The sequence below is a fragment of the Ruegeria sp. AG7 genome (genome assembly GCF_056541545.1).
On sequence record NZ_JBQFYP010000006.1, the window covers coordinates 138,838 to 165,817 of the forward strand.

General features: G+C 54.4%; 19 protein-coding genes and 2 tRNA genes. 5 read left to right on the plus strand and 16 right to left on the minus strand.

Features of this window, described 5'->3' with window-relative positions; translation table 11 throughout:
• Window positions 1-45: 45 nt before the first annotated feature.
• Window positions 46-480, plus strand: coding sequence for a homoprotocatechuate degradation operon regulator HpaR (hpaR, locus tag ACR0BF_RS10145; RefSeq protein WP_480482410.1), 435 nt, complete (start codon window positions 46-48; stop codon window positions 478-480).
• A gap of 600 nt (window positions 481-1,080) precedes the next feature.
• Window positions 1,081-1,779 carry a fumarylacetoacetate hydrolase family protein gene (locus tag ACR0BF_RS10150; protein ID WP_480624825.1) on the plus strand — a complete coding sequence of 233 codons (699 nt, stop codon included), beginning with the start codon at window positions 1,081-1,083 and terminating at the stop codon, window positions 1,777-1,779.
• A 3-nt stretch (window positions 1,780-1,782) separates the two neighbouring features.
• Here the strand turns inward: ACR0BF_RS10150 and ACR0BF_RS10155 are convergent, their stop codons facing one another.
• Window positions 1,783-2,994, minus strand: a complete 1,212-nt coding sequence (locus ACR0BF_RS10155; RefSeq protein ID WP_480624826.1) for a winged helix-turn-helix domain-containing protein — start codon at window positions 2,992-2,994, stop codon at window positions 1,783-1,785.
• Window positions 2,991-4,016: a LacI family DNA-binding transcriptional regulator gene (locus ACR0BF_RS10160; protein WP_267366879.1), complete on the minus strand. Its 1,026-nt coding sequence runs from the start codon at window positions 4,014-4,016 to the stop codon at window positions 2,991-2,993. The genes ACR0BF_RS10155 and ACR0BF_RS10160 overlap by 4 nt, the downstream gene beginning before the upstream one ends.
• 115 nt (window positions 4,017-4,131) lie before the next feature.
• Between ACR0BF_RS10160 and ACR0BF_RS10165 the strand changes: the two genes are divergently transcribed.
• Window positions 4,132-4,208 (plus strand) — tRNA-Arg (locus ACR0BF_RS10165).
• A 200-nt stretch (window positions 4,209-4,408) separates the two neighbouring features.
• Here the strand turns inward: ACR0BF_RS10165 and arsJ are convergent.
• From arsJ to ACR0BF_RS10180, 3 genes are read right to left on the minus strand one after another with little or no spacing between them, the layout of a single operon-like run.
• A complete protein-coding gene (arsJ, locus tag ACR0BF_RS10170; protein WP_480624827.1) occupies window positions 4,409-5,674 on the minus strand; it encodes an organoarsenical effux MFS transporter ArsJ in 1,266 nt (421 codons plus the stop codon).
• The gene (locus ACR0BF_RS10175) at window positions 5,671-6,669 is read right to left on the minus strand and encodes an ArsJ-associated glyceraldehyde-3-phosphate dehydrogenase (RefSeq protein ID WP_480624828.1); all 999 of its coding nucleotides are present in this window, start codon (window positions 6,667-6,669) and stop codon (window positions 5,671-5,673) included. Before ACR0BF_RS10175 ends, arsJ begins: the two co-directional genes overlap by 4 nt.
• Complete coding sequence (locus ACR0BF_RS10180; protein WP_480624829.1) at window positions 6,666-7,499, minus strand: arsenate reductase/protein-tyrosine-phosphatase family protein; 834 nt, start codon at window positions 7,497-7,499, stop codon at window positions 6,666-6,668. Before ACR0BF_RS10180 ends, ACR0BF_RS10175 begins: the two co-directional genes overlap by 4 nt.
• A gap of 364 nt (window positions 7,500-7,863) precedes the next feature.
• Here ACR0BF_RS10180 and ACR0BF_RS10185 point away from each other — a divergent pair.
• Window positions 7,864-7,939, plus strand: a tRNA-Thr gene (locus ACR0BF_RS10185).
• 56 nt (window positions 7,940-7,995) lie between these two features.
• On the opposite strand, the gene ACR0BF_RS10190 is transcribed toward ACR0BF_RS10185, so the two are convergent.
• The 4 genes from ACR0BF_RS10190 to hsdR are packed head-to-tail and all read right to left on the minus strand — an operon-like array spanning window position 7,996 to window position 15,429.
• Window positions 7,996-9,843 (minus strand): ATP-dependent nuclease, encoded by a 1,848-nt coding sequence (locus ACR0BF_RS10190; RefSeq protein ID WP_480624830.1) that lies wholly within the window; start codon window positions 9,841-9,843, stop codon window positions 7,996-7,998.
• Window positions 9,844-9,849: 6 nt separating this feature from the next.
• Window positions 9,850-11,604 (minus strand): restriction endonuclease subunit S, encoded by a 1,755-nt coding sequence (locus ACR0BF_RS10195; RefSeq protein ID WP_480624831.1) that lies wholly within the window; start codon window positions 11,602-11,604, stop codon window positions 9,850-9,852.
• Window positions 11,597-13,078, minus strand: coding sequence for a type I restriction-modification system subunit M (locus tag ACR0BF_RS10200; protein ID WP_480624832.1), 1,482 nt, complete (start codon window positions 13,076-13,078; stop codon window positions 11,597-11,599). The genes ACR0BF_RS10195 and ACR0BF_RS10200 overlap by 8 nt, the downstream gene beginning before the upstream one ends.
• Complete coding sequence (gene hsdR, locus ACR0BF_RS10205) at window positions 13,078-15,429, minus strand: EcoAI/FtnUII family type I restriction enzme subunit R (protein WP_480624893.1); 2,352 nt, start codon at window positions 15,427-15,429, stop codon at window positions 13,078-13,080. Before hsdR ends, ACR0BF_RS10200 begins: the two co-directional genes overlap by 1 nt.
• A gap of 121 nt (window positions 15,430-15,550) precedes the next feature.
• Between hsdR and ACR0BF_RS10210 the strand changes: the two genes are divergently transcribed.
• Entirely contained in the window at window positions 15,551-16,927 is a 1,377-nt protein-coding gene (locus ACR0BF_RS10210) for an exonuclease domain-containing protein (protein WP_480624833.1), read from the plus strand.
• 150 nt (window positions 16,928-17,077) lie between these two features.
• Here the strand turns inward: ACR0BF_RS10210 and ACR0BF_RS10215 are convergent, their stop codons facing one another.
• The 7 genes from ACR0BF_RS10215 to ACR0BF_RS10245 form a co-directional block, all read right to left on the minus strand.
• A complete protein-coding gene (locus tag ACR0BF_RS10215; protein WP_480624834.1) occupies window positions 17,078-19,531 on the minus strand; it encodes a bifunctional DNA primase/polymerase in 2,454 nt (817 codons plus the stop codon).
• Window positions 19,512-19,718, minus strand: a complete 207-nt coding sequence (locus ACR0BF_RS10220) for a helix-turn-helix transcriptional regulator (RefSeq protein WP_480624835.1) — start codon at window positions 19,716-19,718, stop codon at window positions 19,512-19,514. The genes ACR0BF_RS10215 and ACR0BF_RS10220 overlap by 20 nt, the downstream gene beginning before the upstream one ends.
• Window positions 19,719-19,783: 65 nt before the next feature.
• Window positions 19,784-20,365 (minus strand): hypothetical protein, encoded by a 582-nt coding sequence (locus ACR0BF_RS10225; RefSeq protein WP_480624836.1) that lies wholly within the window; start codon window positions 20,363-20,365, stop codon window positions 19,784-19,786.
• Window positions 20,362-21,543 (minus strand): tyrosine-type recombinase/integrase, encoded by a 1,182-nt coding sequence (locus ACR0BF_RS10230; protein ID WP_480624837.1) that lies wholly within the window; start codon window positions 21,541-21,543, stop codon window positions 20,362-20,364. The genes ACR0BF_RS10225 and ACR0BF_RS10230 overlap by 4 nt, the downstream gene beginning before the upstream one ends.
• A 213-nt stretch (window positions 21,544-21,756) precedes the next feature.
• Window positions 21,757-22,533: a GNAT family N-acetyltransferase gene (locus ACR0BF_RS10235; protein ID WP_480624838.1), complete on the minus strand. Its 777-nt coding sequence runs from the start codon at window positions 22,531-22,533 to the stop codon at window positions 21,757-21,759.
• Between the two features lie 111 nt (window positions 22,534-22,644).
• Entirely contained in the window at window positions 22,645-23,919 is a 1,275-nt protein-coding gene (locus tag ACR0BF_RS10240; RefSeq protein ID WP_480624839.1) for an McrC family protein, read from the minus strand.
• Complete coding sequence (locus tag ACR0BF_RS10245; RefSeq protein ID WP_480624840.1) at window positions 23,916-26,873, minus strand: AAA family ATPase; 2,958 nt, start codon at window positions 26,871-26,873, stop codon at window positions 23,916-23,918. The genes ACR0BF_RS10240 and ACR0BF_RS10245 overlap by 4 nt, the downstream gene beginning before the upstream one ends.
• Between the last annotated feature and the right edge of the window lie 107 nt (window positions 26,874-26,980).

Below are 26,980 nucleotides of genomic sequence, written 5' to 3' on the forward strand. Positions count from 1 at the left end.
GTCGGGTTGCTTGCTTATATCCCGGATTTCGGTGATAATTTTCTTATGACCGACGATCTCCCTCTGACGTCGCGATCTTTGCCCATTGCGCTTTTGCGGGCGCGGGAAAAGGTTATGGGACCCATTCGAGCAATGCTGGCTGACGCTGGTGTCACGGAACAGCAGTGGCGGGTGTTGCGGGTGTTGAATGAAGAAGGCCCGCAAGAGCCGACCCACATCGCCGATCGCGCCTGCCTGTTGCTGCCAAGCCTGACGCGCATTCTGCAAAAGCTGGAGAACCGCGGACTGATCACGCGGCGCAGCCATCCGGCAGACCGACGACGTCAGGTTGTTGAGATCAGCACAAAAGGGGTTCAGATCATTCGTGCCAATCTGGCTGCAAGCACGGCCCAGGCGGAACGTATTCGATCTCAGCTTGGACCGGACAAGCATGAGTTACTGCTGGATCTGCTGAACGAGTTGAAGGACCTCGAATCCTGATCATTGGCACTGCATGAGATGTCTTCGGCAGTGACCCCGCCGGAAACTGTAGGGGGAGTCTCCGACGGGGCGGCCAGACCCGGACTGGTCGTTGGTGCCTGGCCCAAGACCGGTTACGTCAAACCTGACGGTCCGGCCTGTGCTTCGGAGTATATGAAAAGCCTGTGATGTGGCTCTGAACAGGGTCTTTCGGCCCTTGGGGGAGGGGCCTTGCACCTATACTCTCCGAAACTGATTTAGGCTTAGCCGACCGGTAAATGGGTCAGCCTATGGTTTGCCGACGTCACTTTGGTGGAATGCTTTACCAAAGCTGCTGTTCTGAATTATGACACCGCACCGAAATCGGAGCGGTCCTGACCACCTGAGGATTTTGCCCGGCTTTTGACTGAGCCAAGAGTTGTTTCGACCTGTTTGTGTACTGGTGAGACCATAAAAACTGATGAAACCAATTTTTGACACGGCGTCAGTCAATCAGGTCAGAATTGAGCCGTTTCACGCTGAAACACCACTTCGAGATTGGCGAAATACAGCGTGTTTTCCGGGCTTGCTGGAGGGTCTGGCAGACGTAATATGGCAGCTACGCAACCTTCAGGGATTATCATGCCAAACAGCCTTTTTTCGCTTCCGGACCCGATCACCATCCCCGTTGTCGGCGCGGCGGCCGGATATCCCATTGGACGGATCTTCTGCGTCGGTCGAAATTATGCAGCCCATGCCGCCGAAATGGGGAATGAGGTGGATCGCGAGGCACCTTTTTACTTCACCAAATCCGCCCCGAACGCCGTACTCTCAGGTGCGACGGTTCCTTATCCTGCCGGGACCCAGAATTACCATCATGAGATGGAACTGGCATTGGCCATTGGAAAGCCAGTGTTTCGCGCCACTAGCGCGCAGGCGTGGGATGCCGTTTTTGCCTATGGCTGCGCCCTGGATATGACGCGCCGTGATCTGCAAATCCGCGAGCGCAACAAGCAGCGGCCCTGGGATCTGGGAAAGGACGTCGAATACGGAGCGGTCTTTGCCCCGTTGACACCAGCCACCGACTGGACCCCGGAGAATGACAAACGCATTCAGCTAAGCGTAAACGGAGAGTTGCGCCAGAACGCGACCCTGGAGGAGCTGATCTGGAAGATCGACGAGATTGTCATGCACCTGTCCGGCTTTTACCACCTGCGCCCCGGTGACCTAATCCTGACCGGTACGCCGGCTGGCGTTGGTCCAGTCGTTGCAGGGGATGTTCTGACAGGTGAGATTGATGGGCTGGAACCGATCAAATTGTCCCTGTCCGACGCAGAATAGACCCTATTTAGGGTTTTTCAGCCAGTCCTTGGCGAAAGTCACATGTTCCACACCGGCCAGTCGCCGCACCCGGTCCAGCTCGGCGTTCAGGCGTAGGGTACGGGCATCTGACCAGCGCACCCCGCGCTCGGGCCAGAGCGCTTTGACATGCAGCAGGTCACGATCGCGGTGGGCCTTCATATCGATACGGCCAATCATACGGTCGCCCTCGAGCAAAGGAAAAACGTAGTATCCATAGGTTCGTTTGGCCTCGGGGACGAAAACCTCGATGCGGTAGTGAAAGCCGAACAGCCGCTCGGCCCGGCTGCGGTCGCGCAGCATAGGGTCAAACGGGCTGAGCACGCGAATGCGGCCTGGCGGCTGCGGTACTTCGGTCGTCAGATTTGGGCGTGCGAATGCCTTGCGCAAGCGCCCATCGGCACAGGTGACCTCGATTTCTTCAATATCGCCACTTTCCAGCGACGCCGCGCACCAGTCTTTTGCCTCAGCCGCGCTGACGGTGTCCCAGAAAGCCGCCAACTCTCCGGATGTTGCAAATCCAAGCCGGTCCAATGCGGCGTTGCACAGCCAATCCACGGTCGCCTCGGCATCACAGGGCGTGTTGCCGGGGCAGAGCTGTGTTTCAATCACGCGCTCTGTCAGATCATAGCGTTTCTGGAACCCATCCCGACCGACGACGGTCAGGGCACCCGAGCGCCACAGATATTCCAGCGCGGTTTTCGATGGGTGCCAGTCCCACCATCCGCCCGAGCCCTTCTTTTCATCCTTGCCAACATCCGAGGACGACACCGCACCATGGTCGCGGATGTGTTGCAGGACTGTGTCAAACTGCTGTTCGAACCCATCCCGCCGCCAGTTCTTCCACCGCGCCTTCAACATATCAGCATCCCGCTGAAAGCGCAGATGCCAATGCTGATAGAACTTCATCGGAATCACCGCCGCATCGTGCGTCCAATGTTCGAAAAGCGCATTATCCCTTTCATAGAGCCTTTTTAGGTCGGCGCTGCGATAGGCGGGCCTGCGCGAGAACAGGATCATGTCATGGGCACGGGCAACGGTGTTGATGCTATCAAGCTGAACAAATCCAAGCCGGTGGATCAGATCCAGAAGCGCGGAACCTTTGGCCGAGCCTGAGGGTTGTTCACCCAATACGTGCCGGTCCATGAAGATCGCCCGGGCCGTCCGGTTGTCGAGCCTTTTCAGGGATGTGTTCATCGCCGTTTCAGCGTGTCACCATAACTGATCGTGGGGGTCAGAGTAACGCGTGTCTCGATCTCAGTATCAGGATTTTCCAGACGTTCGGCGATGATCTGGGCAGCTTGGCGGCCGATTTCCAGACGACAGGCGTCCATCGTCGCGAGTTTTCGCGGCAAGCCCTGCAAAAGCTCGACATTGTTGAACCCGGCCAAGCCGATCTGTCCCGGAATATCGATACCCTGTTCCAGCAGGTACAGCAGGCCACCGGCCCCGATCATATCGTTCGAGTAATACAGGAAATCCAGCTCGGGTGAGCGTTCCAGCATGGCCTGGGTCATCTCGCGCCCTTTGGCCAGGGCCGATCCACCGGAATAGAACTCGCGATCCTCGATCTCGATCCCGTGCTTGCCAAGAACTTCGGTAAAGCCCTCGAACCGCTTCCGTGCGCGGTGATCCAGCGGCATCTTGGTGCCCATGAAACCGATATGCTGATACCCGGCCTTCAGGATTGCCTGTGCCATTTCGCGCCCCGCGCGGCGGTGTGAGATCCCCACCATCGCATCCACCGGCTTGCCATCCGTGTCCATGATCTCGACCACCGGAATACCTGCCGAATCCAGCATGGCGCGCGCGGCCTCGGTATGTTCAAGCCCCGCAATGATCACGCCGGAAGGCCGCCACGAGAGCATCTCGTACAGCACTTTCTCCTCTTTCTCGGGCAGATAATCGGTTACCCCGACCACCGGTTGCAATTCGGTGTCTTCCAACACCTGATTGATGCCTGTCATCACCTCGGGGAAGACCATATTCGAAAGCGAAGGGATGATCACCGCGATCAGATTAACCCGGCTGGACGCCAATGCGCCCGCGATCTTGTTGGGGACATAGCCAAGCTCCTTGGCGGCGGCCAGAACGCGGGTGCGGGTGGCGTCAGACACATCCCCCCGGTTACGCAGAACCCGGCTTACCGTCATCTCGGATACTCCGGAAGCCTCGGACACATCACGAAGGGTAAGCGGGCGTTTGGTTTCACTGTTCACGGGAGGCACCTGCGTTGTTGTTTTGTCCGATGGTAGCGTGAACAGGTCGGCGTGTACAACAATTGTGCAAAGGCGATGACAACCCGGAAAATCCCGGTTACAGAGAGCCTGGCACGGCCCCGTGGCTCAACTGGATAGAGCAGCCCCCTCCTAAGGGGCAGGTTGCAGGTTCGAATCCTGCCGGGGTCACCAAAAATACCGTATTGTTTAACAGATACCGGGTTTCCGCGGCCAGTGGCGCCGTCATGATTTGCTAAGCTTTGCGAGGTCATATGCCGAAACATATAGAATTCTCGCTAATCGTTCTTCAATAACCTTGCGCAGCCGCTCCGATCAGAATGCCACCGATCATGGCAAGAGCGATCCAGTCCGTGAGATATCGTTCGAAATGGTCACGTCAGTGCTTCGGAGGTTTGATCCGTCAGTTTGCCTGAAGTCAACGCAGCAAGGGCCACCATCACGGTCGCGGTCCCGAGGACCAGTGGCAATCCTCCGATCTGGTAGGCCAGGCCGGACAGAACCGTGCCGATCAGCCGTCCTGTTGCATTTGCCATGTAATAAAATCCGACATCCATTGTCACACGTTCGGACCGGGTGAAAGCCAGGATCAGATAGGAATGCAGCGATGAATTCACCGCAAAGATTGCTCCGAAGATCAGCAGCCCAGCCACAAGCGTTGTGGTTAGCCAGGTTTCAGGCCCATGTGACAGCGAAACGGCCAATGTTAGAGACGCAGGAACGCAGAAAAGGGCACTCGCCCACCTGCGTGCCGCGCGGATCAAATCGCCTTCGGTTCGATCCGCCGCACGAAGGATCTTTGGCGCGTAGGCCTGCACTGCGCCATAGAGGATGACCCACACCGCCATGAATGTTCCGATCATGAAGAACGCGGAACGGTTGCCGTCCTCGGTGCCATCCGACAGGACGGCGTAGAAATAGATCGGGATGCCGACCACGAACCAGACATCGCGCGCACCGAACAGAAAGACCCGCGCCGCGGACAGCCAGTTCACATTGGCGGATTTTGACAATACTTCCGAGAATTTCGCCCCTTTTCGCCCCTTCGGCAGGCCCGCTGGCATGAACAGGATAACTGCGAACAGGATCAGTGCCAGAACCGCCGCCATGACCAGGATTGCCGCCATGAATCCCAACGTGGCCAGCATGGCCGCGCCCAACAGGAAACCCAGCCCTTTGACGGCATTTTTTGATCCGGTCAGCGCAGCGACCCACCGAAACAACCCTCCGCCCTCGGCCGGGGCCAGTAATTTGACTGATGATTTCGACGACATCTTGGCCAGATCCTTGGCCACTCCGCTTGCCCCCTGTACCATCATCACAAAGATGACCGAGGCGGTAACGGTCCAGTGCGGATCAAGCTGTGTCATGGCAAGCAACGCCACCACCTGCAGCCCCAATCCTGCATACAGGGTGGACGTTAGCCCGAACCGGGCGGCAATCCAGCCTGCGGCCAGGTTGGTGACGATCCCAGCAATCTCATAAAGCACAAACAGATAGGCCAGCTGAACCGGTGAGAATCCCATGGTGTGAAAGTGCAGCAGCACCAACATCCTGAGCGCCCCGTCAGTCAGCATGAAGGCCCAATAAGCCGCCGTGACCGCGACATAAGCCGACAGTCCTTCGGGCCGCTGGGTCACAGCGAGGACCCGACCATCAGCGCCACATCCACCAAGCGGTGCGCATAGCCCATCTCATTGTCGTACCACGCATAGATTTTCACCTGTGTCCCGTTTATCACCATGGTTGAGGGCGCATCGACAATCGAGGAGCGTTTGTCATTGGTGTAATCGGTAGATACCAGAGGGCGGGTTTCATAACCCAGAATATCCTTCAGGTCACCCTCAGCCGCCGCTTTAAAGAGGGCGTTGACCTCGTCAACCGTGGTGGCCCGCTCAACTTCGAATACGCAATCGGTCAGCGAGGCGTTCAAAAGCGGCACCCTGACGGCGTGACCGTTCAGACGCTCCTTGAGTTCCGGATAGATCAGTGTGATGGCGGTGGCCGAACCGGTGGTCGTCGGGATCAGTGAGTTGAGGGCCGACCGTGCGCGCCGCAAGTCCTTTGCGGGCCGATCAACGATTGTTTGCGTGTTGGTCACGTCATGGATCGTAGTCATCGACCCGTGGCGGATACCCAGATTCTCGTGGATCACCTTGACCACCGGCGCCAGGCAATTCGTTGTGCAAGAGGCCGCTGTCACAATTTTATGGGTCGCGGGGTCATATGTGCTTTCATTCACTCCAACAACGATATTTGCCGTCGGGCCGTCTTTGACCGGGGCAGAGACGACGACTTTCTTTACCCCGGCATCAAAATATGGGGCCAGCTTGGCCTCGGTCTTGAACACGCCCGTACAGTCGATCACGACATCAACGCCATCCAGCGGCAGGGTGTTCAGGTCTTTCGTGCCGATGAACGGCAGGCGGGTTCCATTCACAGTGATGCTGTCGGCATCAAAGCTGAATTCTGCATCCCAACGCCCGTGTACCGTGTCGAACTCCAACAGATGCGCGTGCATCTGGGGGTCGCCGAAGGCATCGTTGATCCAGGCAATCTTTGCGCCCCGTTCCAACAAGGGCTTCAGGGCCAGTTTCCCCATTCGGCCAAGGCCGTTCACAGCGTAAGTCGTCATGGCGCATCCTCAAGTGGCGACCGCGCGATTTCATCAACGGCGGATTGCAGTGCGATCCGGTCCAGGCTTTCAACCGGCAGCGATGTAAAGGCTTGAACCCGACGCTTCAGCGCGCCGTACGCGTTTTGAAAGGCCAGGCTTTTCTCGGCATCGGTGCCTTCTGCCTTGACCGGATCCGCCATGCCCCAGTGACCGCTGATCGGCTGGCCTTCCCACGCGGGGCATTCTTCGTTCGCAGCCTGATTGCAGACCGTAAAGACGAAATCCATTTCAGGTGCGCCCGGTCGCGAGAACTCGGATACATTCTTGGAGCGGAGCGCCGATGTATCATGCCCCTTGTCTTGCAGAACCCGAATTGCAAACGGGTTGAGTTCGGAAAACGGTCGTATGCCGGCCGAATACACATTGAACCGATCCCCGCCGATATCCCGCAAAAGGGATTCGGCAAAGATCGACCGGGCAGAATTACCCACGCAAATGAACAACACATTGAACTTTCGGTCAGCCATGGTTTCGCGCCCTTTGGCCAAGGGCATGCAAAGATCGGGTCGGCCACGGCAGCAATCCACGAGCAGGAAATCGAACATGTGCTGCACGTTCTTCATCTCAATCGAATAGAGCAGTGACGTCCCGGATCGTTCCTGCTTGACCAGCCCGGATCGCTGCAACGCGTTGAGATAGTTCGACAAGGTGCTGGACTTGATCCCCAGTTCCGACGCCAGTTCCCCCGCTGGAACAGTGTCAGGATACCGTCGCATCAACATGCGAAATACGGTGATACGTTGCGGGTGGCCAAGGGTGGCCAGCTGGTCGGTTATCTCTTCCATCATATTTCATGAAATATAGAATAATAAACTTAGAGTCAAAACTACTCATGCGTCGTTACAAAAATTTCACAAACTGGAAGCTCGCCCCATTGGATTGATCATTGGCCCAATACGTCGACGACAACCTCTGGTGAAAAGGGGGGAAAGGCCCGAACGGACATAACTGGTCTTGCAGGCTTTAGGCTGACAGTTTAAATGGGCCATCTCATCCGGTAGAGGCCAGTTCCGGATGATTCAAGGCGCCGCTGTAGCTCAGCTGGTAGAGCACGTCATTCGTAATTAGCGGGTCCCCGCGAGAATGACTTGCGAAACCAAAGAGTTCGCGGCAAAGGAGTAGAACTAGTAGGGCCATAGTAGGGTCCCAGAAGCCGCTGTAGCTCAGCTGGTAGAGCACGTCATTCGTAATGATGGGGTCGGGGGTTCGAGTCCCTTCAGCGGCACCAGTTCTACGCTTAATATCAGATACTTACGATCGAGCTGACGGGCTGGTCGTTTAATGTCATTCAACTGCGCCGATGATCCGCTCCGCGCTTCTAAACACTGGTTCAAAGGGCCCAAAGTGCTCCGCCGGAACGTGCGGCACGACTTCCCTTGCGAAGCGAACCTTGTCGCCGATGAAACGGATGAAACGTTCCGGGCGCGATTGATCAACTTCAAAGTGGGCGTCTAGGCCTGGGACACCATGCAAAAGAAGCTCGATGGTGAGTAGTGATCGCCCCGCGTAGTGGTCGCCAGTGTCATGATTGACAACTTGTCTCGCTATTTGGGGATTGTCTGGGACTGGGAGAAGAAGTGCATAGCCCTCCCTAGCGTTCAGCTTCTTCGCCAGGCATAGCGCCGGGTTTGTCTCAAGATCTGCGCCCAACTGCACCCAGTCGTTGTACGCTTCGTCAAAGTCAAATAAGGCGATGAATTTACGGTTGGGGTTTGACTCGTAGAGAGATGCATCTCTCAACAAGTTGCGTAAGAAGCCGCAGCTGAATGCGTTCTGAATGTCGAATGGACGATCTGCGTCACCACGCAGTTTCTTCCATGCGGTCTCAAGTATCAGTTCATCGGTTATGCCCTCTGTGAACAAAACGGGACCGTTGGTGTTCTTCAAGTTGAACGCAATGTTCATCCGCGCTTCGGTTTCGGAGAACGAGATCAGGCCAGCAGACAAAGATTTGATGATCGAAGTTTTGTTCGCGCTGCGTATGGACACGCAACCGCCTTCGATTTCAAACATTTGGATTTCTTGCTTCTCCGACCTGGCAACAGTCGAAGCGCTGTGGCTACTAAGCAAAACATGGTTTGTCTGGGCAGCCTCTGTACCAGCTATGTCTACAACCTGTTTCAAGAACTCAAACTGCCACTCCGGATGTAGGAAGGAGTCGGGTTCATCCAGCAATGTAATACAGTTACGATCTTTGAAGAGCTCAGAAATCGCGAAGATGTAGATGGATTGGAACTGCCCATCACTAAAATCTCTGACGAAGATCGGGCGGCCGTCCTTTAGGCCTATAGGAATAGAAAGGGACTCGAACATTCCAAGCGTCTTGAGATTGTCCAGGCTTCGAAACAAGTCAGAAGACGTTTCATCGGCAAACTCTTCGGCGAATAGCCTTCGATTAATTGGTATTGTGTAGCGATCACGCGTTCTGTCGTAGATCGAGTCTCTTGTGAAATCGCCGCGAACGCAGTTCAATAGCCTCTCGACAAAGGCTAGTGAGATGCCTTGCGCACCCCACAAGAACGATTGAGTGTCGCCTACTTCGACGCTCAGATGGTCAAATCTCGGCGGCTTAAGTGACAGGGTAGCCGTCTCAGTCGTGACATCGATCCCGAGCTTCTCGCAGATGTAAATACGGGCGGCGCAATCCGGTGATTGCATCAATAGGATCGAGAGTAGCATCTCCTTATAATCTGTCCCAATGCTGATGAACTGCCGTGCCTCGTCGCCCTTCCATTTCTTGTTTCGGCGGGCATAGGCCTTCGCATAGCGTTGAACAGTCGTGTCGATTGTGTCGCTATGACCCGAGTAGTAGATGATTACATTGTCCGGGATCGGATTGCTGCCGATGGTTGAACGGATCCTACCGTTGATGGTCATTTCCCCGTTTTCTCTCCGAACACGGACTTCAACACCATCGATTTCGTAGACAATTTCAAAGTCGAAGCTGATGGCGCTTCGGCGTTTTGCTGAAGAAAAAATGAAGTTAAAAATTTCAACAAGCGCTTCGAAGAAATTAGATTTACCTGTTCCATTTTTACCGACAAAGATGTCGAGGAAGCTTTCTCCGTCAAAGGTGAGTGTGAAGTCGCGTAGGTTCTTGTACTCGCTGATCCAGACAGATTTTAAGCGCATGATTTCTCAATGAATTTGTGAAGTAAGGGCATCAGCGAAGGCAATTTTCGTATCTTGTGAGGCGCGAAATGAACGGCGCAGATTCTCGCAAATTTTCAACAGCTCTGAGACTCGCAGGCAAATCCGGTTGAGCTCTTCTTTTGGAGGTAAAGGCACTAGAACTTCACCAAGGATTTCCAAGTTGATGTTCTTCTGCGCCGTTGAAGGAGCGTAGTCTTCTAGGTCGTTTTTTGCCGTCCGAATGAAATAGTCGAAGTACGAAACGTTAACGCCTTCCTCGAACGGGATATAGCCAACAACACTGTCCGGAAAGCAGGCTTCCATAGACAAGATGCCCGTGTCTGCGATGTTCGCCGCTATTGTTATGCAAAGTGTTCCCTTGGGCCACAAACGGCTCTGTTCAAGCCCAAAATCGTTATAGAAGCTTTCTGCCTCTGAGATGAACGGGTCAGCACGAGCGACATCTCCTGTTTGCACAAGCGGGTAGGTTCCACCATCGAACAATCTTCGATCATTGCGGGGACGGTGTTTTGATTTCCCCCTTGCAAGCTCTCCAATTTCAGGCAGCCGAGCCCATGTCCAATTCGCAGGCAGCTCGTAGGGCTTTGCAAGCTGGTCGATATCCTTAACGGCCTTTGGTTTCCTTATGGCTTTTTCCCTAACAAGTTTAGTTCTGGTACGGATTGAACGATCCAACCATTCGGATGCGGGTTCTTCATTTTGGTCTTGAGAAACAAGGAGCCCTCTGATGGCCAGCTCAAGAATAGTTCGCTCTAAACTTCTTACGCTCTCTTCAGTCTTGAAAAGCGTGTCGAAGTTTGCTCCCAGGCGACTCCAGTTGTCGGCAAGTTCTCGAGGAGTTTTGCTGTTTCTGAGAACGGCAAGACAGACTTCGACAAGGCTCTGATGCGCCTTAACACCGTTCTCGGCCTGGCTCTGTAGGGCACCGCATAGTCGCATAAGTTCGTCCACCTTGGCTACGATGCGGTGTTGTTCCGCGGTTGGCGGAAGTGCGATTGGTGTTTCCGAGAAATACCATCGTGGAACCCGCTTCTGCCCCGCCGATCCTGTCATGATCGGCTTTCCATTCTCCAAGAATGAGGGCGCCTTGAGGTGCAGGAGAATAAAGCGCCCGGCCACTTCTTTGCAAAACAGACGCGCGACATGTAGCTCCGTCGTACCTGCGCCAACACCGTTCCGTAGACCCGAGAATACAGCCGCTTTGCTATTCTCAAAACAGGGCGTGATTTTTGCCAGAGCTACGTCGCCATCTGCAAAATGCGTGTAGGACTTTCTAATCTCCCCCCATCGTCTCTCTTCTTGCCCGTGCTCCCCAGTATGACTAGTCCCAATCTCTGGCATTGGAACGAAGGACGCTAGCTCGTCATCTTCCAAGTCGTTTTTTGGCGATATTTCGGCCAGATCAATAAGTCTGGTCCACGCCCATCCTTTCGGAAGCGTGAAGCGCATTTCGTCTGGTTTCACCGACCCCGGTTTCTTCTGCTTACGAATGAGCTTCTGTGATAAGAGCTCTTGGCGGGTGAGCTCGACCTTCTTGAGGAGTTCGACAGCGGTTCCTTCGCTGGCATCCTGTGGCACCAACCTACCTCGCACCGCAAGTTCGAGGATTAACTCCCGTAACTTCTGGATGCCGTAAAAATTTACAGTTCCGCCGCTCCCGCGCCCAGCACCGGATTTCTTCTCGGTGGCAGACGTCCAGATATCTAGGTGGTCGGTGATAAGTTGATTCACATCAGTCACGGGCGCCCCCGTTCAATGCATCCGCTAGGATGGCCTTCAACTGATTACGCAGTTTCTGAATGTCGTCTTGAGCGTTGCCGTACTCCTTGAGCAGATGGTCTGGGTCGTGGTCCTCCACCTCATCCTCATGCGGGTTCTTTAGGTCAAAGTTGTAGTTTCGCGCTGCCAGGTCATCGGCGCTAACCTTCCAGGCGTGTTTGGTTTCTTTGCGAGCCTTGAAGCCATCAGCTTCCTCACCCCACCAGTCGATTTCAGCCTGGAACTCCTCGAACTTCATCGGGCGGGACTTGTTGTAGTTCGTCACGCCCTCCGGATAGGGATGTTCATAGAACCAAACGTCCTTTGTGGCCTCACCCTTAATGAAGAACAAAATGTTGGTCTTGATGCCCGTGTATGGGTTGAACACACCGTTGGGCAGCCGAACGACGGTATGGAGATTGCATTCCTCCAGCAGCTCACGCTTGAGCGTGGTCTTTACGCCCTCTCCGAACAGGAACCCGTCAGGCAGGACCACCGCTGCCCGGCCATGTTTCTTCAGCCGCCGCTTGATGACCGCGATGAACAGGTCGGCAGTCTCGCGCGTCCGGTAGGTCGCCGGAAAATTCTTTTCGATGCCGTCTTCTTCGATGCCACCGAAGGGCGGGTTGGTGATGATTACATCCACTCGGTCCCGTTCGGAAATCCCGGTGTAGGGATAGCTTAGGGTGTTATCGAGCCGGATGTGTCGGGGTGTGTCGATCCCGTGCAGGATCATGTTCGTGATGCAAAGCATGAACGGCAGAGGCTTCTTTTCGACGCCCCTGATGGTACGTCCAAGGGCCTCCCGATCTTTGCTGGTTTTCACATAGTTTTCGACTTTGTGATCGATCGCGCATGTCAGGAAGCCACCGGTACCGCAGGCCGGGTCAAAGACTACCTCTTCCAACTTCGGATCCACACGGTTCACGATGAACTTAGTGACTGCACGCGGAGTGTAGAACTCGCCTGCGTTTCCCGCGCTCTGCAAGTCTCGCAGGATTTGTTCATAAATGCCGCCGAAGGTGTGCCAGTCGCCCGAGTTGTTGAAGTCGATTTCGTTGATCTTGTTGATGACCTGGCGCATGAGCGTGCCAGACTTCATGTAGTTGTAAGCATCAGCGAAGACACGTTGGATGACCTCAGCCTGTTCCCGCTTTGGGCTGTTCAGCAGGTCCTGTGACTTGAGCTTTGGAAACAGGATGTTCTGTACGAAGTCGTAGAGCTCGTCGCCTGTCATCCCTTCGCGCTTGCCCGCCCAGTTGCGCCAGCGGAGATGCTCAGGAAGCGGTGATTGATAGTCGTCCTCAACGTACTCAAGCTCGGCTTCGCGGTCGTCGAAGATCTTCAAGAAGAACATCCAGACCATCTGGCCGATGCGCTGCGCGTCGCCATCAACGCCCACATCCTTCCGCATGATGTCTTGGATTGCCTTGATGATACTCGCTATGTTGCCCATTAGCCTTCCGCCTGCCTGTACAGCTCGTTTTCGAGGTCCCTTACGGCCTCTTCATATTGTTCTTTGCCACCGAATACGTTCCGGATAATTTCGACTGGTTTCCCAATCTCATCAAAGGGATGCATGCGCAGCACGCGCGCGTCCTCGATCGCTTCGATACCTTCGTCCGCGTACTTGTCCAAGAGAGCAGACAGAACCTGTCTGACTTCCTCCCCATATTTCGTGAAATAGTCCCGCTTCTTCACATTGTTGGCGCGCTCCGCACGCGTCAGTGGGGGCTGCTCATATGCGACATGAAGGAGTAGGTCGAAGTCTCCAATATCCTTACCAACCTCCGCAGCAAGGTTCTCCAAAAGGACGCCATGCTCCTCAAGCTCCTGAATGATGGCTTTCTTTTTGTCGGCTCCGTTCCAGTTTCGAATGAAGTCGTCCAGCGAGGCGTACTCTGACCGAATCTGGCGCTTGGCGAAGTCTTTGTAGGACTCGGTAATCAACTGGCCATCCGGTCCCAGATACTCGATACGCTCGGCAACAATCGTAGCATCAACGCCGCTGACGCGGATTTTTGTGGTGCCTGCGGGCTCATCATCCGGCCCGTCACCGTCATCACCTGGGTCGTTATCTGAGGGGTCGGGAGGCTCGGGATTATCATCAGGACCGGGTGTGTAGATAACCACAGGGTTTCCATCAAAGTCGGGGTCCCGAAATAGATCTGTCGCGCCTTTGAAATCCATAATCGTGAAGAAGTACTTATTGTGCTCTTCGTCGATCCGCGTGCCTCTTCCGATGATCTGCTTGAAGATCGTCATCGAGGTGATGGTCTTGTCCAGAACGATCAGTTTACAGGTCTTGGCGTCAACTCCGGTCGTTAAGAGTTCGGAGGTTGTCGCGATCACGGGAAACTTGCTTTCCGGGTCGATGAAGTTGTCGAGCTCTGCCTTCCCCTCGACGCTGTCTCCCGTGATCCGCATCACGTATTTCGGGTTGTCGAGCGCTAGCTGTCCTGCGGCGTTGACGATGGCCTTACGCATGCGCTCAGCGTGGTCGATGTCCTCACAGAATATAATGGTCTTCGAGAAGGGGTCCGTCGCCTTCAAGAGCTGCATTACTCGGTTGGCGACGAGCTTGGTTCGCTGATTCAGGACCAAAATACGGTCCATGTCTTGTCGATTGTATTGGCGACCCTCAATCTCCGCTCCGAGGTCGTCGGTCATACCAGGCGGCGGCGTCCAGCCGTCAACGTCGCGATCGATATCGATCTTCACCACCTTGTAGGGGGCCAGGAAGCCATCATCGATGCCTTGCTTAAGGCTGTATGTGTAAACAGGTTCGCCGAAATAGGTCGTGCTGGATACGTATTTGGTTTCCTTGGGCGTGGCCGTCAGACCGACCTGAATTGCGTCAGAAAAGTAGTCCAGGATTTCGCGCCAGGCGGCATCGTCGGCGGCACTGCCGCGGTGACACTCATCGATAACGATCAGGTCAAAAAAGTCGCGTGAGACAGTCTTGAATACCTTGTCGGCTTCGTCAGAACCGGTGAGCGATTGGTAAAGGCCAAGGTGTATCTCGTAAGACGGGTCGATTGTGCGGTTGCGAACTTTGGTCATGACCGCGCCGAACGGTTTGAAATCATTCACCAGCGTTTGATCAACGAGCACGTTGCGATCCGCGAGGAAGAGAATGCGCTTCGCTTGCCCCGCTTTCCATAGCCGCCAAATAACCTGGAACGTTGTGTAGGTCTTCCCCGTCCCAGTGGCCATGACGAGTAGAACCCGTTTTTCTCCTTTCGCTACCGCTTCAATTGTACGGTTGATGGCTTCAACTTGGTAGTAGCGCGGCTCCTTGCCAGATGTGTCCTCATGATACGGCTGCAGGACAAGCTTTTCCTCCTCGTCCTCAATTCCGCGAAACTTCTTGTATCTTTTCCAAAGCTGATCTGGGGTCGGGAACTCATCGAGCGAGAAATCTGCTTCAATGTCTTCGCCAGCTTCCGGTACTTTATTATGGCCGGCAAATGCATCTCCATTGGAGCTAAATGCACTCGGAACGTTCAAAATTTCTGCGTAACCCAATGCCTGCTGTAGGCCGTGACTGACGCCAACGTTGTTATCCTTTGCCTCGACAACGCCAACTGGAACTGACGGCTCCCAAGAAAGGACATAGTCAGCGAATTTTTTCTTCTTTTTATTTCGGGAAGACATATTCCCGCGAACAATAACTGGTCCTGGAGTCAGGGTTACTTCACGCCGTATTTGCGTCATTGGATCCCAGCCGGAATTGCGAATAGACGGCGAAATAAAAAGATCGCAAATATCGCTTTCGCTAAGCTTTTTCTTTTCGCTCGGATCCATCATGAGCAATCAATATCTCTACTTCTGCCGGGATTGCGCCCTTAAAGTACCGGTTGCGGCGAAATCCGCTAGTACAAACTTGGGCTTACCCCCCAGTGATGAGACAAGTTAGGCTGCCCGTATGACTTACGTCTTCTACGACACGGAAACCACCGGCACGGACACGACGTTCGACCAGATCCTGCAATTCGCGGCGATCCTAACTGATGACGACCTAAACGAACGCGACCGCTTCGAATTCCGCTGCCACCTTCTGCCCCATGTCGTCCCCGCACCAGGCGCCTTGCTGGCGACACGGGTAACTCCCGCGATGCTGAACGATCCCAGTCTGCCTTCTCATTATGAAATGATGCTTCAGATCGCCGAGAAGCTGCGCGCATGGTCACCGGCGATCTTTACAGGATACAACACCCTCTCTTTCGACGAGCCTTTGCTGCGTCAGGCCTTCTACCAAACACTGCAGCCGGTTTACCTGACCAATACCAACGGCAACCAACGGGCGGATGTGCTGCGCCTGGCCCAGGCCACGGCAGCATTGGCCCCCAATGCTATGGCCGTGCCCATTAGCGCCAAAGGCAAGCCGACACTCCGCCTCGACACCTTGGCACCAGCCAACGGCTTCGCACATGAAAACGCCCACGACGCTTTGGCAGATGTGGAGGCCACTATTTACATGGCGCGGCTGATCCGTGACCGCGCACCTTCTATTTGGAATTCCTTGCTTCCAATGGTGGACAAGGGCGAGGTCGCTAGACGCCTGGGCACCGGTGAACCCAAGTGCATCGTCGAGTATCACATGGGGGTGCCATCCGTTCGTGCAGTTGTCGGCTGCGGCCACCATCCGAATAACCCAACCATGCAGGCTGTGTTTGATCTGCGTCGAGATCCAGCAGAAGTCTTGAACTTAAGTGAGGCAGAACTGGTGGAAGAGACGAAGGGACCCAACCGGGCACTTCGCACCATCTACTCAAACAAAATGCCAGCATTGGTCGACGCGGCCATAGCGCCAGACCTGCCAGCCGTTATTGGCTTACCGATGGCTGAGATCGTCCGTCGGGCCGCTGTGGTGTCCGCTGACGGTCAGTTTGCCGCGCGGTTGGGCAGGGCAATGGAACAGCGCTACCCGCCCTTCGAGCCAGCCCAGATCGTCGAACAGCGCATGTATGAAGGTTTCCCAAGCCGTGCTGACGAAAACCGAATGCAGGCATTCCACAAGTCAGACTGGCCGGAACGTGCGGAGATAGCCGAAACCTTCGAGGACGACAGATACCGTGAATTGGCGCGGCGCCTTGTGTTTGCGAACGCTCCAGAGGCCTTGTCGACTGCGCGTCACGAACAGCTGCAAGCTTGGCTGAACAACCGCCGACACGGGCGTGACGGTGTCGAATCCGGGCGAACTTTGGCAGACGCAATGTCAGACCTGGAAAAAGTTCAAACAGACCACCCTGCAGGCCGTGAGCCAATTACCGCCATAAAGCGTTGGCTTGAAGCTTTCTGAGTGCACTCGAGTTTGCTGGGCATAATACCAGTTGGAAAACGCAGTTTTTGCGCTGCCCAGAGGCCAAAACCAAACCCGGTAAACCCGTCAAACCCGGGGGAGAATTGGTGCTCTAGGTTTGACGGTTTTTATGTTGAGCGTCCCTGTTGATCAGAACGGAAATTCCTCATCAGGCTCCTCGTCATCGGGTACGTCCGGAACATTGCTGCCAACAAATTCTACGCGATACCGTTTCGAGCCTGCTGAATCGGCATAGCTGCGCAGAACACGGCCGCCCACAATCCGATCCTTATGCTTAAGAAGCAACCGGCCAATGCTCTTGGCGTTGAACTGGCCATCTCGCCTCATACCAGCCAGCAACCCGTACAACTCTTTGATTTCCGGAGAGCTGGATTCCTCCGCCATTGCACCGATTTCAGCAAGGCCATACTCTCGATCGCCCAGCGCCGCGACCCAGGCATCCAAGAGGCCCGCAAGCTCGGACTTCATTGGGTCATCCAGCATAATTCTCTCACGGGTCAATGCTGGATCAGGCAAGCCCAACCAGAGCAACGCGTCCCTCACCAGGTTCCATTCTCGAAACGACCCAATTGGCGTCGACTGTTTGGGGCGACCCGCCGCAATATAGGCGCGCAAAATAGTTAGACCTGCGGCCACCAGTTGTGTCCGGTTTTCTGCGGCTTCTTCCCGTGGGTCAAAGTCATGTTCAACGAGGTCAGGCCGTTCTGTTTGCGGGTCCAGGCGGCACACCAGCGTGCGCCGTCCCATGTCTCCAGCCACCTCAAGGTTGTTTCCAGTGGCCATGAACAGTGCATTGGTAGGGGTTTTGGCAACCTCGGATTTGCCGAGAATGCGGGCGCCCCATTCTTCTGTTGTCAGCACAGTGCAGAGTGAGTCGCCGTGAATGGGGCGATCACAGTTGTCAATGACGATGATTCCGTCGCCGGCCATCAAGACCGCACCAATCCGCTTCTCGTCCTCCTCTTCTGTTTTGCCTTGAGATATGATCGTGGGCGAATGGCCATAGGCCATGATCCCGATGGTGGCCGCAACGTAGGTTTTCCCGCTACCGGCAGTTGGCGCGTCTAGTGCGAATAGAGGCGCAGTTCGCAGCGATCTGCGAATGAAGGCGGTGAGCACAGCTGCGAGCAAGACGCTCTTGTCGACCGGTTCAGCAAAACGGAAATCCCGAAACGGTTGCCACAGAACATGCAGTGCCTCGATGGCTTCTTCTTTCGAAGGTGCTTCACGTACAGGATCAAATTCGACATCGCCGGGATCGTATAGCAGGCCAGAATTGTAATCGTAGCCGGGTGTCTGAAGAATAGAACCATCTGCGCGCAGTGTGGGCGTGGAGATGATGCCGTTGAGTACTGGAACCCGCCATTCGCCAACACGTGCGATGTACGTCGCAGCATGTTCGACCGGTGGGTTAATTGCTTTGAACCCGTCTTTGGTGGGGCGTTCCCAATTTGCGATGCGCGCGAACTGTTCACGGAGCCATGCCGTGATTACGCGTGTCAGTACAAGTGCGCCGCCCGAGCGTTTTACCCCGTCTTCGCCAATAGAACGTGGCAAGCGGCTGACGCGGACCAAATTCTCGCCGCGCTGGTAAACGCCAGCATCGGACTTGATGAGCAGGTCTTCGATTTCGTCGATTTCGTACGGTTGGCTGCCTGGTTCCACAAGAATAGTCGGCTTACCGTCTCTCGCGAAACGCCCGGCCAGGCCAGCGCCTGAAAGCCCCAGCCACTTGCGCAAGGTACTTTCGAGGTTTTCGATTTCCAGGCGTCCGCAGAGCTCCGTGAGGCCCCAGGTTGGCTCTTCATCTTTAATCTTTTCGCGGGTTGCTGCTGCTTTGCCGCCGCGCTTTTCAGCTTCCTCGTCGCCGGCGGCAGCGGCCATCGCAACAACAATTCGGTCGACGTCTTCGTCCGAATACCCCGCCCGGACCAGTACACCGGTCAGGGCCAAACACACATTGTCACGGTCCCCTTGTACGCGCGGATAATAGCGTAATAGCACCGCAAGCCCGGCGCAGAGACCACATCGCTTGGTCAGATCGACAGCGGACACAGTGGGAATGTCTTCCGGGCCACCCTGCCATTGCACCTTTTCACCAGATGGGTGGGTCGACGGCGGAAACATAGTTTGGTTTCCATCGGCGCGGAGCTCCAGAACAGTTGCTCGTCCGAACTCCAGCTCCTTGGCCACTTTGGGTGGGATTTGAAATCGTTGGCTTTTGTCTGCTGCGCAGATTGCTAGGCGATGGCTACGCGGGGATGTTTTGCGGCCAACGGGCGTGAATTCAGGAAAGACAAAATCGGCGATCAGGACGGCCTCAGGTATATCAAGGTCGATGTCGACGAGATTGCCCGAGCGTGAGCCCATGATGACGCCGACATTATTCTCGGCTGCGAATGCCCGCGTGATTTCATCGGACGCCCACGTGCGGGGCGCCTTCCAGTCGTCTTTGGTATGTTTTTCGCGGGGAAGGAGCCGCAGCGGCTCCCATCCCAGTTTGACGTAGGCAAGCGCCGCTTCCGCAACGCTGCCATTGTTGATTGCGTTGGCGAGAAAAGACTCAGTCATAGCTGAATCCACCGGGATCGCGTCGATGGCAGTTCAGCCAGAAATTGAAGTCGTCTTCATCATATAAGACGCGACCACCTATCTTTATATAACGCGCACCTTTGCCTTGGCTTCGCTGTTTTTCAAAGAAGGACTCGCTAAGTCTTGCTCGAGCAGCAACTTCTTTTGTCGTGAGAAGTTTGCGATTTTTGAATGCCATCTTTGGCCTCCTGTCGTTTCAGTAGGCCTCCTTTAATAAGCACATATTTTACTACGTCACCGGCTTTAAATCGGGTGTTTTGGGTCGCGCAACGGCGTGGTTGGTTCTTCGACTTCGATACCTAAGTGCTCGAGCAATCCTTTTACTTCCCGCAGGTGTTGCGAAAACACTGTTTCGGCCAATCCATCCCGGCCATAGACCATTTTCAGTACAGGCTGTTTGTATTTATCGAACTTCTTTTGCAGCCTGTGGATCCGTTCCTCGAGCCCTGCCATTGGGAAATCTGGTTCACTCTCTTTTCGGCGTTCCAATGCCTCTTTGGCTAGCGCAGTTACCGAGCTGGCAGTGTTTTCCGGCTCAGATGGCCAACTAAGCTCATACTTGTGGCCTATTTCTGGGCGGCCTCTTTCGGCGATGTATCGGCGAGCCATATAGACAAGTTCAGGCAAGTCGCTTCCGAAGTTTCGCCCCTTTGGCGTGGCGATCCCGAACAGACTCTTCTTGGCATCGTTCAGCCGAAGATGGTCATCCGAGCGCTTCGCAGTAGGCACTGGGTTAGCCCGAATGATGGCCAATAGAAGCATATCCAGAAGCGCTTCTGCCGCCTCCGGGGCGACTTCGCTTGGGTAGGGCTTAGGCTCGTTCAAGAGGCCATCCTTTCAGAACGGATTGATGCAAGTTCGGAAATCCTGTTCGCCACCGCCTCGACCGGTCCACGCAACCTTTCCAAATCACTCACAATGTAACCAGCAGTTACGTCACCCGATAGGCGATGGTTCAACAGCCGCTTCAATGCATAGTGGGGAATATCCAGGCTTTCGGCGATTGTTATGAAGGTTCGGCGTAAGTCGTGCAGGGTAAATTTCACCCCGCTGCGCTCAGTCACTCGGGCCGTGAACTTTTTGGTCTCCACAATATGGCCCTTGCGCCCCGTACCTGGAAATACCCAAGGTGACGCGCCTGTTTTGGCCTGACGCTCTTTCAATAAGCCGACGAGGTAGTCAGAAAGTGGCAAATCCAGTGGGTCGCCGTTCTTCGTCCTGGGGATATGCAGTGCTTTTTCGTCTAGGTTGATGTGTTCCCAACCGAGCGAGGCGATCTCATTACGCCGCATCCCAGTGAACAGAGCAACCAGGAGAAAGTCGCGAGAGTAGTCTGGTTCTTCCATTACTGCTGCCCACCATATTGGCAGGTCATGGGCGGCCACAGCTCCACGACGCCGACGTTCCGGATACCATGCTCGTGCCTGCGTCAGAATATCGACTGGGTTGGGCGGGAACTCGTCATGCGCAGCAGCCGTTACATTATAGACTGACCGAAAATGGCGCATGACATTATTTGCCGTAACCTCACCGTTTGCCTTACCGATGCGCTGGTGGCGCTTGAGTATCATTTGTCGGCTGATGGAGGTGACTGGCGTTCGCCGCCAATCTTTCAGGTACAGGTTAACCGTCCTTTGGTAGCGATCTCGCGTACTGTCAGCGATGGAAGTCCGTGTTGCAAAGAACCGGTCAAAGGCTTGGCCGAGCGTCAGGCTTTCTTGTGCGACGCGCCGCTTTTCAGCGTTCGGATCGACACCCATTGCCATGTCGCTCAGGATGCCTAGAGCGCGTTTGCGAGCTGCATCGACACCAATTACGTCGGCGCGACCAATGGTTACCCTTCGTGTTCTGTTTTTGACCTGCCCTTCAGCGAAGTAGACCTTGGAATGTGATCCAACACGCAAGCCAAAGCCCCGCAGCATCTCATCGCGGTATAGGATCTGACCCGTTTCAGGGTGCGATAGCGCATCAATCGCGCGTTTTGTGAAACGAAGAGCTGGCATCGAGACCTCCTTCTGGCCTCAAGTCAAGATAGGCACAAAATCTCGAAATTACAATCATTATCAGATACTTATCGAGATTTTGGATTCTTTTCAGTGTTCTACAAGGTACGTACGCGTGCGCGCGCGTGAGGGTGGAACGTGAGATCAGGGGTTAAATAGATATAGCGTTTGAGTCTGTTGGGGACGCGCAATGAAAGCGGGCGCCCCCCAAGTTTAGGCAAGCTTGATCTGCTCGATGAAAAAGTTGCCACCGGGATCGCGCTGCACGCCCAAGCGTTCAGCTTCGTCGCGCTTTACTTTGTCCTCAAAGATCAATTGCCCGCCAACTCGCACGATCATGATGCAGTCCGGCAACTCCCGGATGCGCGGGTGATAGCAGACTGCCCGCTTTGGAATATGAAGACATTTTTCGTCGACCAGCGCACCCTGACCGCGACATGATCGGAAAGGTTCAACTGTTTTGTCATAGTCTCTAGCCGGATTGCAGAAATCGATCTGAAAACTCAGCAGGCTCGCATCTGGGAGCGCAATCTTACAGGGCAGCTCCATGTAGGCAAACATCCCTCCGCCTAATCCCATAAGGTCGGGCATGACCGTGAAACCCAGGCTATCGACGAACCTTGCGCTAGCTTCGGAAATACAGTCGACCTCCAACACATTCAGTTCGCGGGTTCGCGCACGCTCTACAGAACGGCGAACAAGCTCACGTCCAATACCTTGCCGACGCACTTCGTGGTTCACGGCGACAAGATCAATACCGAGGTCACTGTCCACGCAAAGGCCAAGAAGACGGTTTTGGTCCCGTAGTACATTAAGACGCCCTTCCGAAAATGGTCGGGCCAGAGTGCCTGGGTTGAGCATCTCACTATTGGCTGCTTCGTTGGCAGTTAGCATTAAGACTGCTTCGGCAAAGTCTTCGTTTGTAGCGACTCTATCAACTAGTGGCTTTTGCAGCCCGGTCTGGGACGTCGCTTTTGTTTTTTGTGCCATTGTTTGGCCTCCTGTGATTACAACAGGCCTCTTTCAATACGCACAATTTTCACAGGGTCACCGGCTTTAAATCGGGTGTTTTCTATTCTCATAGAATCGTTTTCGAACCGATCAGTCGGATTGGTACCCCGGGAACAGCAAGCGAAGCTGATCGAGCACCCGATGCGGATGACCTACGTCCACGCAAACCGCTTGTAGCAAGCGCTTCGTACCGGCCACATTCCATTCCTTTAACAATCCCGGTTCGCCCAGGTGGCTGTCCCATGGGTAAAGTAAGATGAGGCGGTCCGCATCGTATGCATGAGCGTATGCAAGCATCTGATACACGTCGGATTGTGAAACGTTACGATTTCTTGCGTCTTCGGTATCGAGACGTTTCCACTTTGTATCGAGGATCACGGGCCCATGGTCGGTCTCGATGACCACATCGGGTCTGAGTGAAAATGCCCCAGCTCCCCCTGGAAGGTGCCTTAAAGCATAATGCCTGCGGTCTTGGAGACGCACAGGCAATGGTGACAAAGCGCGCTTTAAGCTTCGACCAACGAATTTCTCAAACAGGTCGTTCATCGGGAACAGCAGAGAGAACCCGGACGGCCCACCAGAAACGGTACTTTGCCAATCGCCTGACAAGAACAATCTCGCCAAACCGTACACGCTGTGGAATGCGGTATTCGTACGGTCTAAGCGAACCGGCTCTGCTAGCGGTCTAGCGCTGGTTCCCGCATGCTCGAGACGGCTTACCAGCTCATCCAGCCGCCTGAGGTTTTCGGCAGTTCGAGCAAGTTTCGCTAACCGGAGTACCGCTGCCTTCAGAACCCTATTGATCGGAGTATTTTCACTTAGTTCGTCAAATCTGCAAGCCAGCCGGTCCGGGCGCGCTGCGTGTATCGTCAGCTGGCGCTTTACGAGCAGACTGCCGCGGAACGCGGGAAGGTCGTCCTCTCGCTCTAGGTATTGCCGTGAAAGGCCGTGCTTAACTGCTGCAAGCAGTCTCTCGCAGAAAAGACGGATTAGCAGTTCAAGCAAGTCGTGCCTTTGGGTTTGCAGAGAGGACAATTCCCCTTCGGAAACGCGCAAGTCATAGGCGACGGCAAGCATTCGGATTAATGCACCGCGAACAGCGCCGTCTTCGCCTTCAATCTTGGGAAGTATTTCAACAGTAAGGCCTGGGATCGACAGAATTCCCGTGACCTGCTGGGCTCTCAATCCATGATGGGTTCTGGTAAGCACGCCAGTTTCTGGAAGCCTTAGTTGCCGTGCAGCTTGTACAGCAAGACCGTGTAACCTGTCTGCTTGAGACTCGCGAAGGCCGCCATCCTCCACGCGCAGTTCCTGCCATTCGCGCCGTGTAATGGTCGGTAGTGGTTTGGATCCTAGAGCCGTCATTCAGAATCGACCGGTTCCGCACCAGTAATGGCTTCCGCATATGCTGCTAGCCCGTATGAACCTTCGCTTAAATAGCGATCCACAAACTTCCAGCGCTCCTCGCCATAGTCATCGATTCCGGGTGGCGTCGGGATTTTTTCACGCCGCAAGAACCTATCTCCACCGCCAAGCACGGCCCGAACACGGTCAAGGTCCTCATGGAAATATTCGCGCAGAAGAGGCATTATTTTATTCGACATGACTGTATCGAGTTCAGGGAGAGTCGTTGCGCCCATCAGCCACGCGTGACCAATGAGTTGGTCCGTTCCAAGGAACCACTCCAAACGGGAATTGATGCTTTCGAGCACAGAGGCGACATCAACGCCGTCAATCTCTTTGAGGACATTGGGCTTCGGTGGCATTTCTACGAATTGAAAGCGCCGTCTCAGGGCCGTGTCGAGCAGAGCAATTGACCTATCAGCCGTATTCATTGTTCCAATGATGTGAAGGTTTGGTGGCAGCGTGAATGCCTCGCCCGAGTGCGGCAGAGTCACAGAGATTTCGTTTTGTGCGCCGGATCTCTTGTCCTCTTCCAAAAGCGTTATGAGCTCACCCATAACCTTGGAAATGTTAGCACGGTTTATTTCGTCGATGATCAAAACATGAGGTGGCGGTGGAGCGGCCGATCTCTTTTCTTGGACATAAGGCACCAAAGCGTCCCAGTTAATCTGATTGTTATAGAGCTGATAGATCGAGTGCTGGGTGAAGTTCTTTGAGTAAATATCCTCGACGGCAATGCCGTCATCCGTTTCATCTTTCCAGAGCCACTTAACTGGGCGTCGATGGTGGTATTCATCTATGTCGCGAGGAACATACTCATAAGGTCCTGATACAATGCCTATCGCCTGTATCCGACGGTTTCCTCGACTGGCCAGAACGACATCGCCAGCCTGCATTGCAACACGTATCTGTGACGTGAATACTATGTTGCCATGGCGCCCGTCAGTGTCTTCTTGCCCAGGCTCCTCCCGCCATCGATTTGCTATCGCTTCGTAGCTATCAAACTGCGGACCTGACCAGTCAATTTCGCCTCCATAACCCAAGAGGACATATCCATTCTCTAGACACTCATCGCGCAAATAATCGTCTTCGGGGTTATTGCTGCGCCCGAGTGAAACTTTGAAGACCTTCCGCCCTGAAGGGTCAAAAGTTTCTGCAGTCGTGCTCGGTAGTTTTCTTGCTCTGTCGGCGATCCTTTTGAGCACACCATCCACGGGTTGAAGCCGAAAACCTGCGCTCGAGGTCTCGTCGTCGCTTTCTCCCGTTTCTGGTCGTAGCCCTTCAATAAACTCTTCGTAGCCATACGTCTGGTGAAAAGTAACGAATTCGACCCGCTTTTGTTTTACGAGCTGGTCATAACGTTCCCGTAGCTCCCCATTTTCAGTGGGAGCCAGGTCATCACAGATTTCTACGGCACGCCTTGCAGTGACATATGTCTTCCCAGTTCCCGGGGGTCCGTAGAAGATCGTATTGAGAGATTTGGTCTGCATTGTGCTCGTCTTTCGGCGTTCGAAGGGGGTGGTCACATCGGGCAAATCAACCAGCTTTCTCCCTGCGGTCTTCTGATACGCCTTATTGAGCAGGGTCACCAAAGACCGAGGCGCTTTGGATAAATACGCGCCTTGATTCAATTCGAGCTTCCGATTGTAGAACAGACCGTGGCCGTCTTCGGTCTCCAAGAGGGCGCGCATTTCTGGTCCGATTTCCGCGTCCTTGAAGAACACATCGCGCGCTAGTTCTGGGTCCAGAGGTTCGAATTCACGTAGTTGGACACGATAGCCAGGTTGGCCTGCCCAATCGGTGTCCGGAAGGCCGACAAACTGATCATTCACCTCCTCAGCAACTACGGACTTGCCTGAGAAACCGAGGTTGTCTGTCAGGTGCAGAACGATATCACCAGGTGCCACCAAACGCATACTAGAATAGAAGTCACCACCGTTTTTGGCGCGTTGTGGCGACCAAAGTGCCTCGCCAAGACGGTGTTCCCCTGACTGACGATCAGGTCTGCTTTTGACGATCGTCTTCTCAATCCAAATGTTGGGACCCGCGGCGGGTTGCTCACTACCGGCACCGGTCTTGCGTTTTTTTGAATCTTTGTCCTCTTTTCCCCATCTCTCCCTTAAGTTCTTGTCATAAAAATCGATCTCTGTTGTGCCGTACTCTGCTTCCAATTTCTTGCGGATTGAGAGAATGGTTTTGTCCAAATTGCATGGAGTTTTATCGACTTTAAAAAAGTCCTGATCCTGATCTAAGATTTCAGCAAAAGAACCATAGAGTTGCTTTTTGTGATTTCTGCTGCAAATCCGCTCGAAATATGACGGGTAGCAAAAATACAAAAACATGTGGCGAAAGGCTCTAACCGCACTGCCGTCGTTGCTTGCGACCCATTCACATAGCTTCCAGGGGGCGTCATCTAGCAATGTTGCACGTTGCTCGGCCGGCATCTGTTTCCAAGCAACAAGCAACTCAATAAGAAAGCCGTACTCATCGGGAATCTTTGTAAGAAATGCAGTCCCTGGGTTGGCGACGCCAGCCAATGCGTCTGCATTGAGGGCCGCAGTCTGAGGGAGCTGGTCACCCGAAAGCTCCCAGACCTCTCGAATGCGGTCCGTCTTGGTCGCGGCACCAAAGTAGCTATCGCCGACGAACATAAGCAACAACCACAAAGCCTCAGCTGCGAGCTTAGCAACTTCCGGTCTGGCGCCTTCTAGTTGAAGGGCAAGTTTTTCATAGAATTTTTGATCACCCAAAATTGGGTTATCGACAAAATGTGTCCTTAGCTCAGAAAAATTTTCGGTGGTCCAAAGTGCCTGATCTGAAAAAACGCTGCCACTGCCCTGCAGGCACCTGGATTTCCATGTGTCTGCCTGAGCAAGAACTGTCGGTGTTGTTTCATATCCAGTCCAAGTCGCCATTTTTGCTCACAAATATAGGTCTACTGCAATCTCTTGACGACTATAACGAGCGAAACGCGGCATGGTAGTAGATTGTGTCGAACCCATTTTACGATGATGCGACCAAG

Excerpts from the sequence above, each read along its gene's own strand:
- hpaR (WP_480482410.1), top strand. The coding sequence starts at position 46 with ATGACCGACGATCTCCCTCTGACGTCGCGATCTTTGCCCATTGCGCTT.
- ACR0BF_RS10150 (WP_480624825.1), top strand. The coding sequence starts at position 1,081 with ATGCCAAACAGCCTTTTTTCGCTTCCGGACCCGATCACCATCCCCGTT.
- ACR0BF_RS10155 (WP_480624826.1), bottom strand. The coding sequence starts at position 2,994 with ATGAACACATCCCTGAAAAGGCTCGACAACCGGACGGCCCGGGCGATC.
- ACR0BF_RS10175 (WP_480624828.1), bottom strand. The coding sequence starts at position 6,669 with ATGACGACTTACGCTGTGAACGGCCTTGGCCGAATGGGGAAACTGGCC.
- ACR0BF_RS10180 (WP_480624829.1), bottom strand. The coding sequence starts at position 7,499 with ATGATGGAAGAGATAACCGACCAGCTGGCCACCCTTGGCCACCCGCAA.
- ACR0BF_RS10190 (WP_480624830.1), bottom strand. The coding sequence starts at position 9,843 with ATGCGCTTAAAATCTGTCTGGATCAGCGAGTACAAGAACCTACGCGAC.
- ACR0BF_RS10200 (WP_480624832.1), bottom strand. The coding sequence starts at position 13,078 with ATGGGCAACATAGCGAGTATCATCAAGGCAATCCAAGACATCATGCGG.
- hsdR (WP_480624893.1), bottom strand. The coding sequence starts at position 15,429 with ATGGATCCGAGCGAAAAGAAAAAGCTTAGCGAAAGCGATATTTGCGAT.
- ACR0BF_RS10210 (WP_480624833.1), top strand. The coding sequence starts at position 15,551 with ATGACTTACGTCTTCTACGACACGGAAACCACCGGCACGGACACGACG.
- ACR0BF_RS10220 (WP_480624835.1), bottom strand. The coding sequence starts at position 19,718 with ATGGCATTCAAAAATCGCAAACTTCTCACGACAAAAGAAGTTGCTGCT.
- ACR0BF_RS10230 (WP_480624837.1), bottom strand. The coding sequence starts at position 21,543 with ATGCCAGCTCTTCGTTTCACAAAACGCGCGATTGATGCGCTATCGCAC.
- ACR0BF_RS10235 (WP_480624838.1), bottom strand. The coding sequence starts at position 22,533 with ATGGCACAAAAAACAAAAGCGACGTCCCAGACCGGGCTGCAAAAGCCA.
- ACR0BF_RS10240 (WP_480624839.1), bottom strand. The coding sequence starts at position 23,919 with ATGACGGCTCTAGGATCCAAACCACTACCGACCATTACACGGCGCGAA.
- ACR0BF_RS10245 (WP_480624840.1), bottom strand. The coding sequence starts at position 26,873 with ATGGCGACTTGGACTGGATATGAAACAACACCGACAGTTCTTGCTCAG.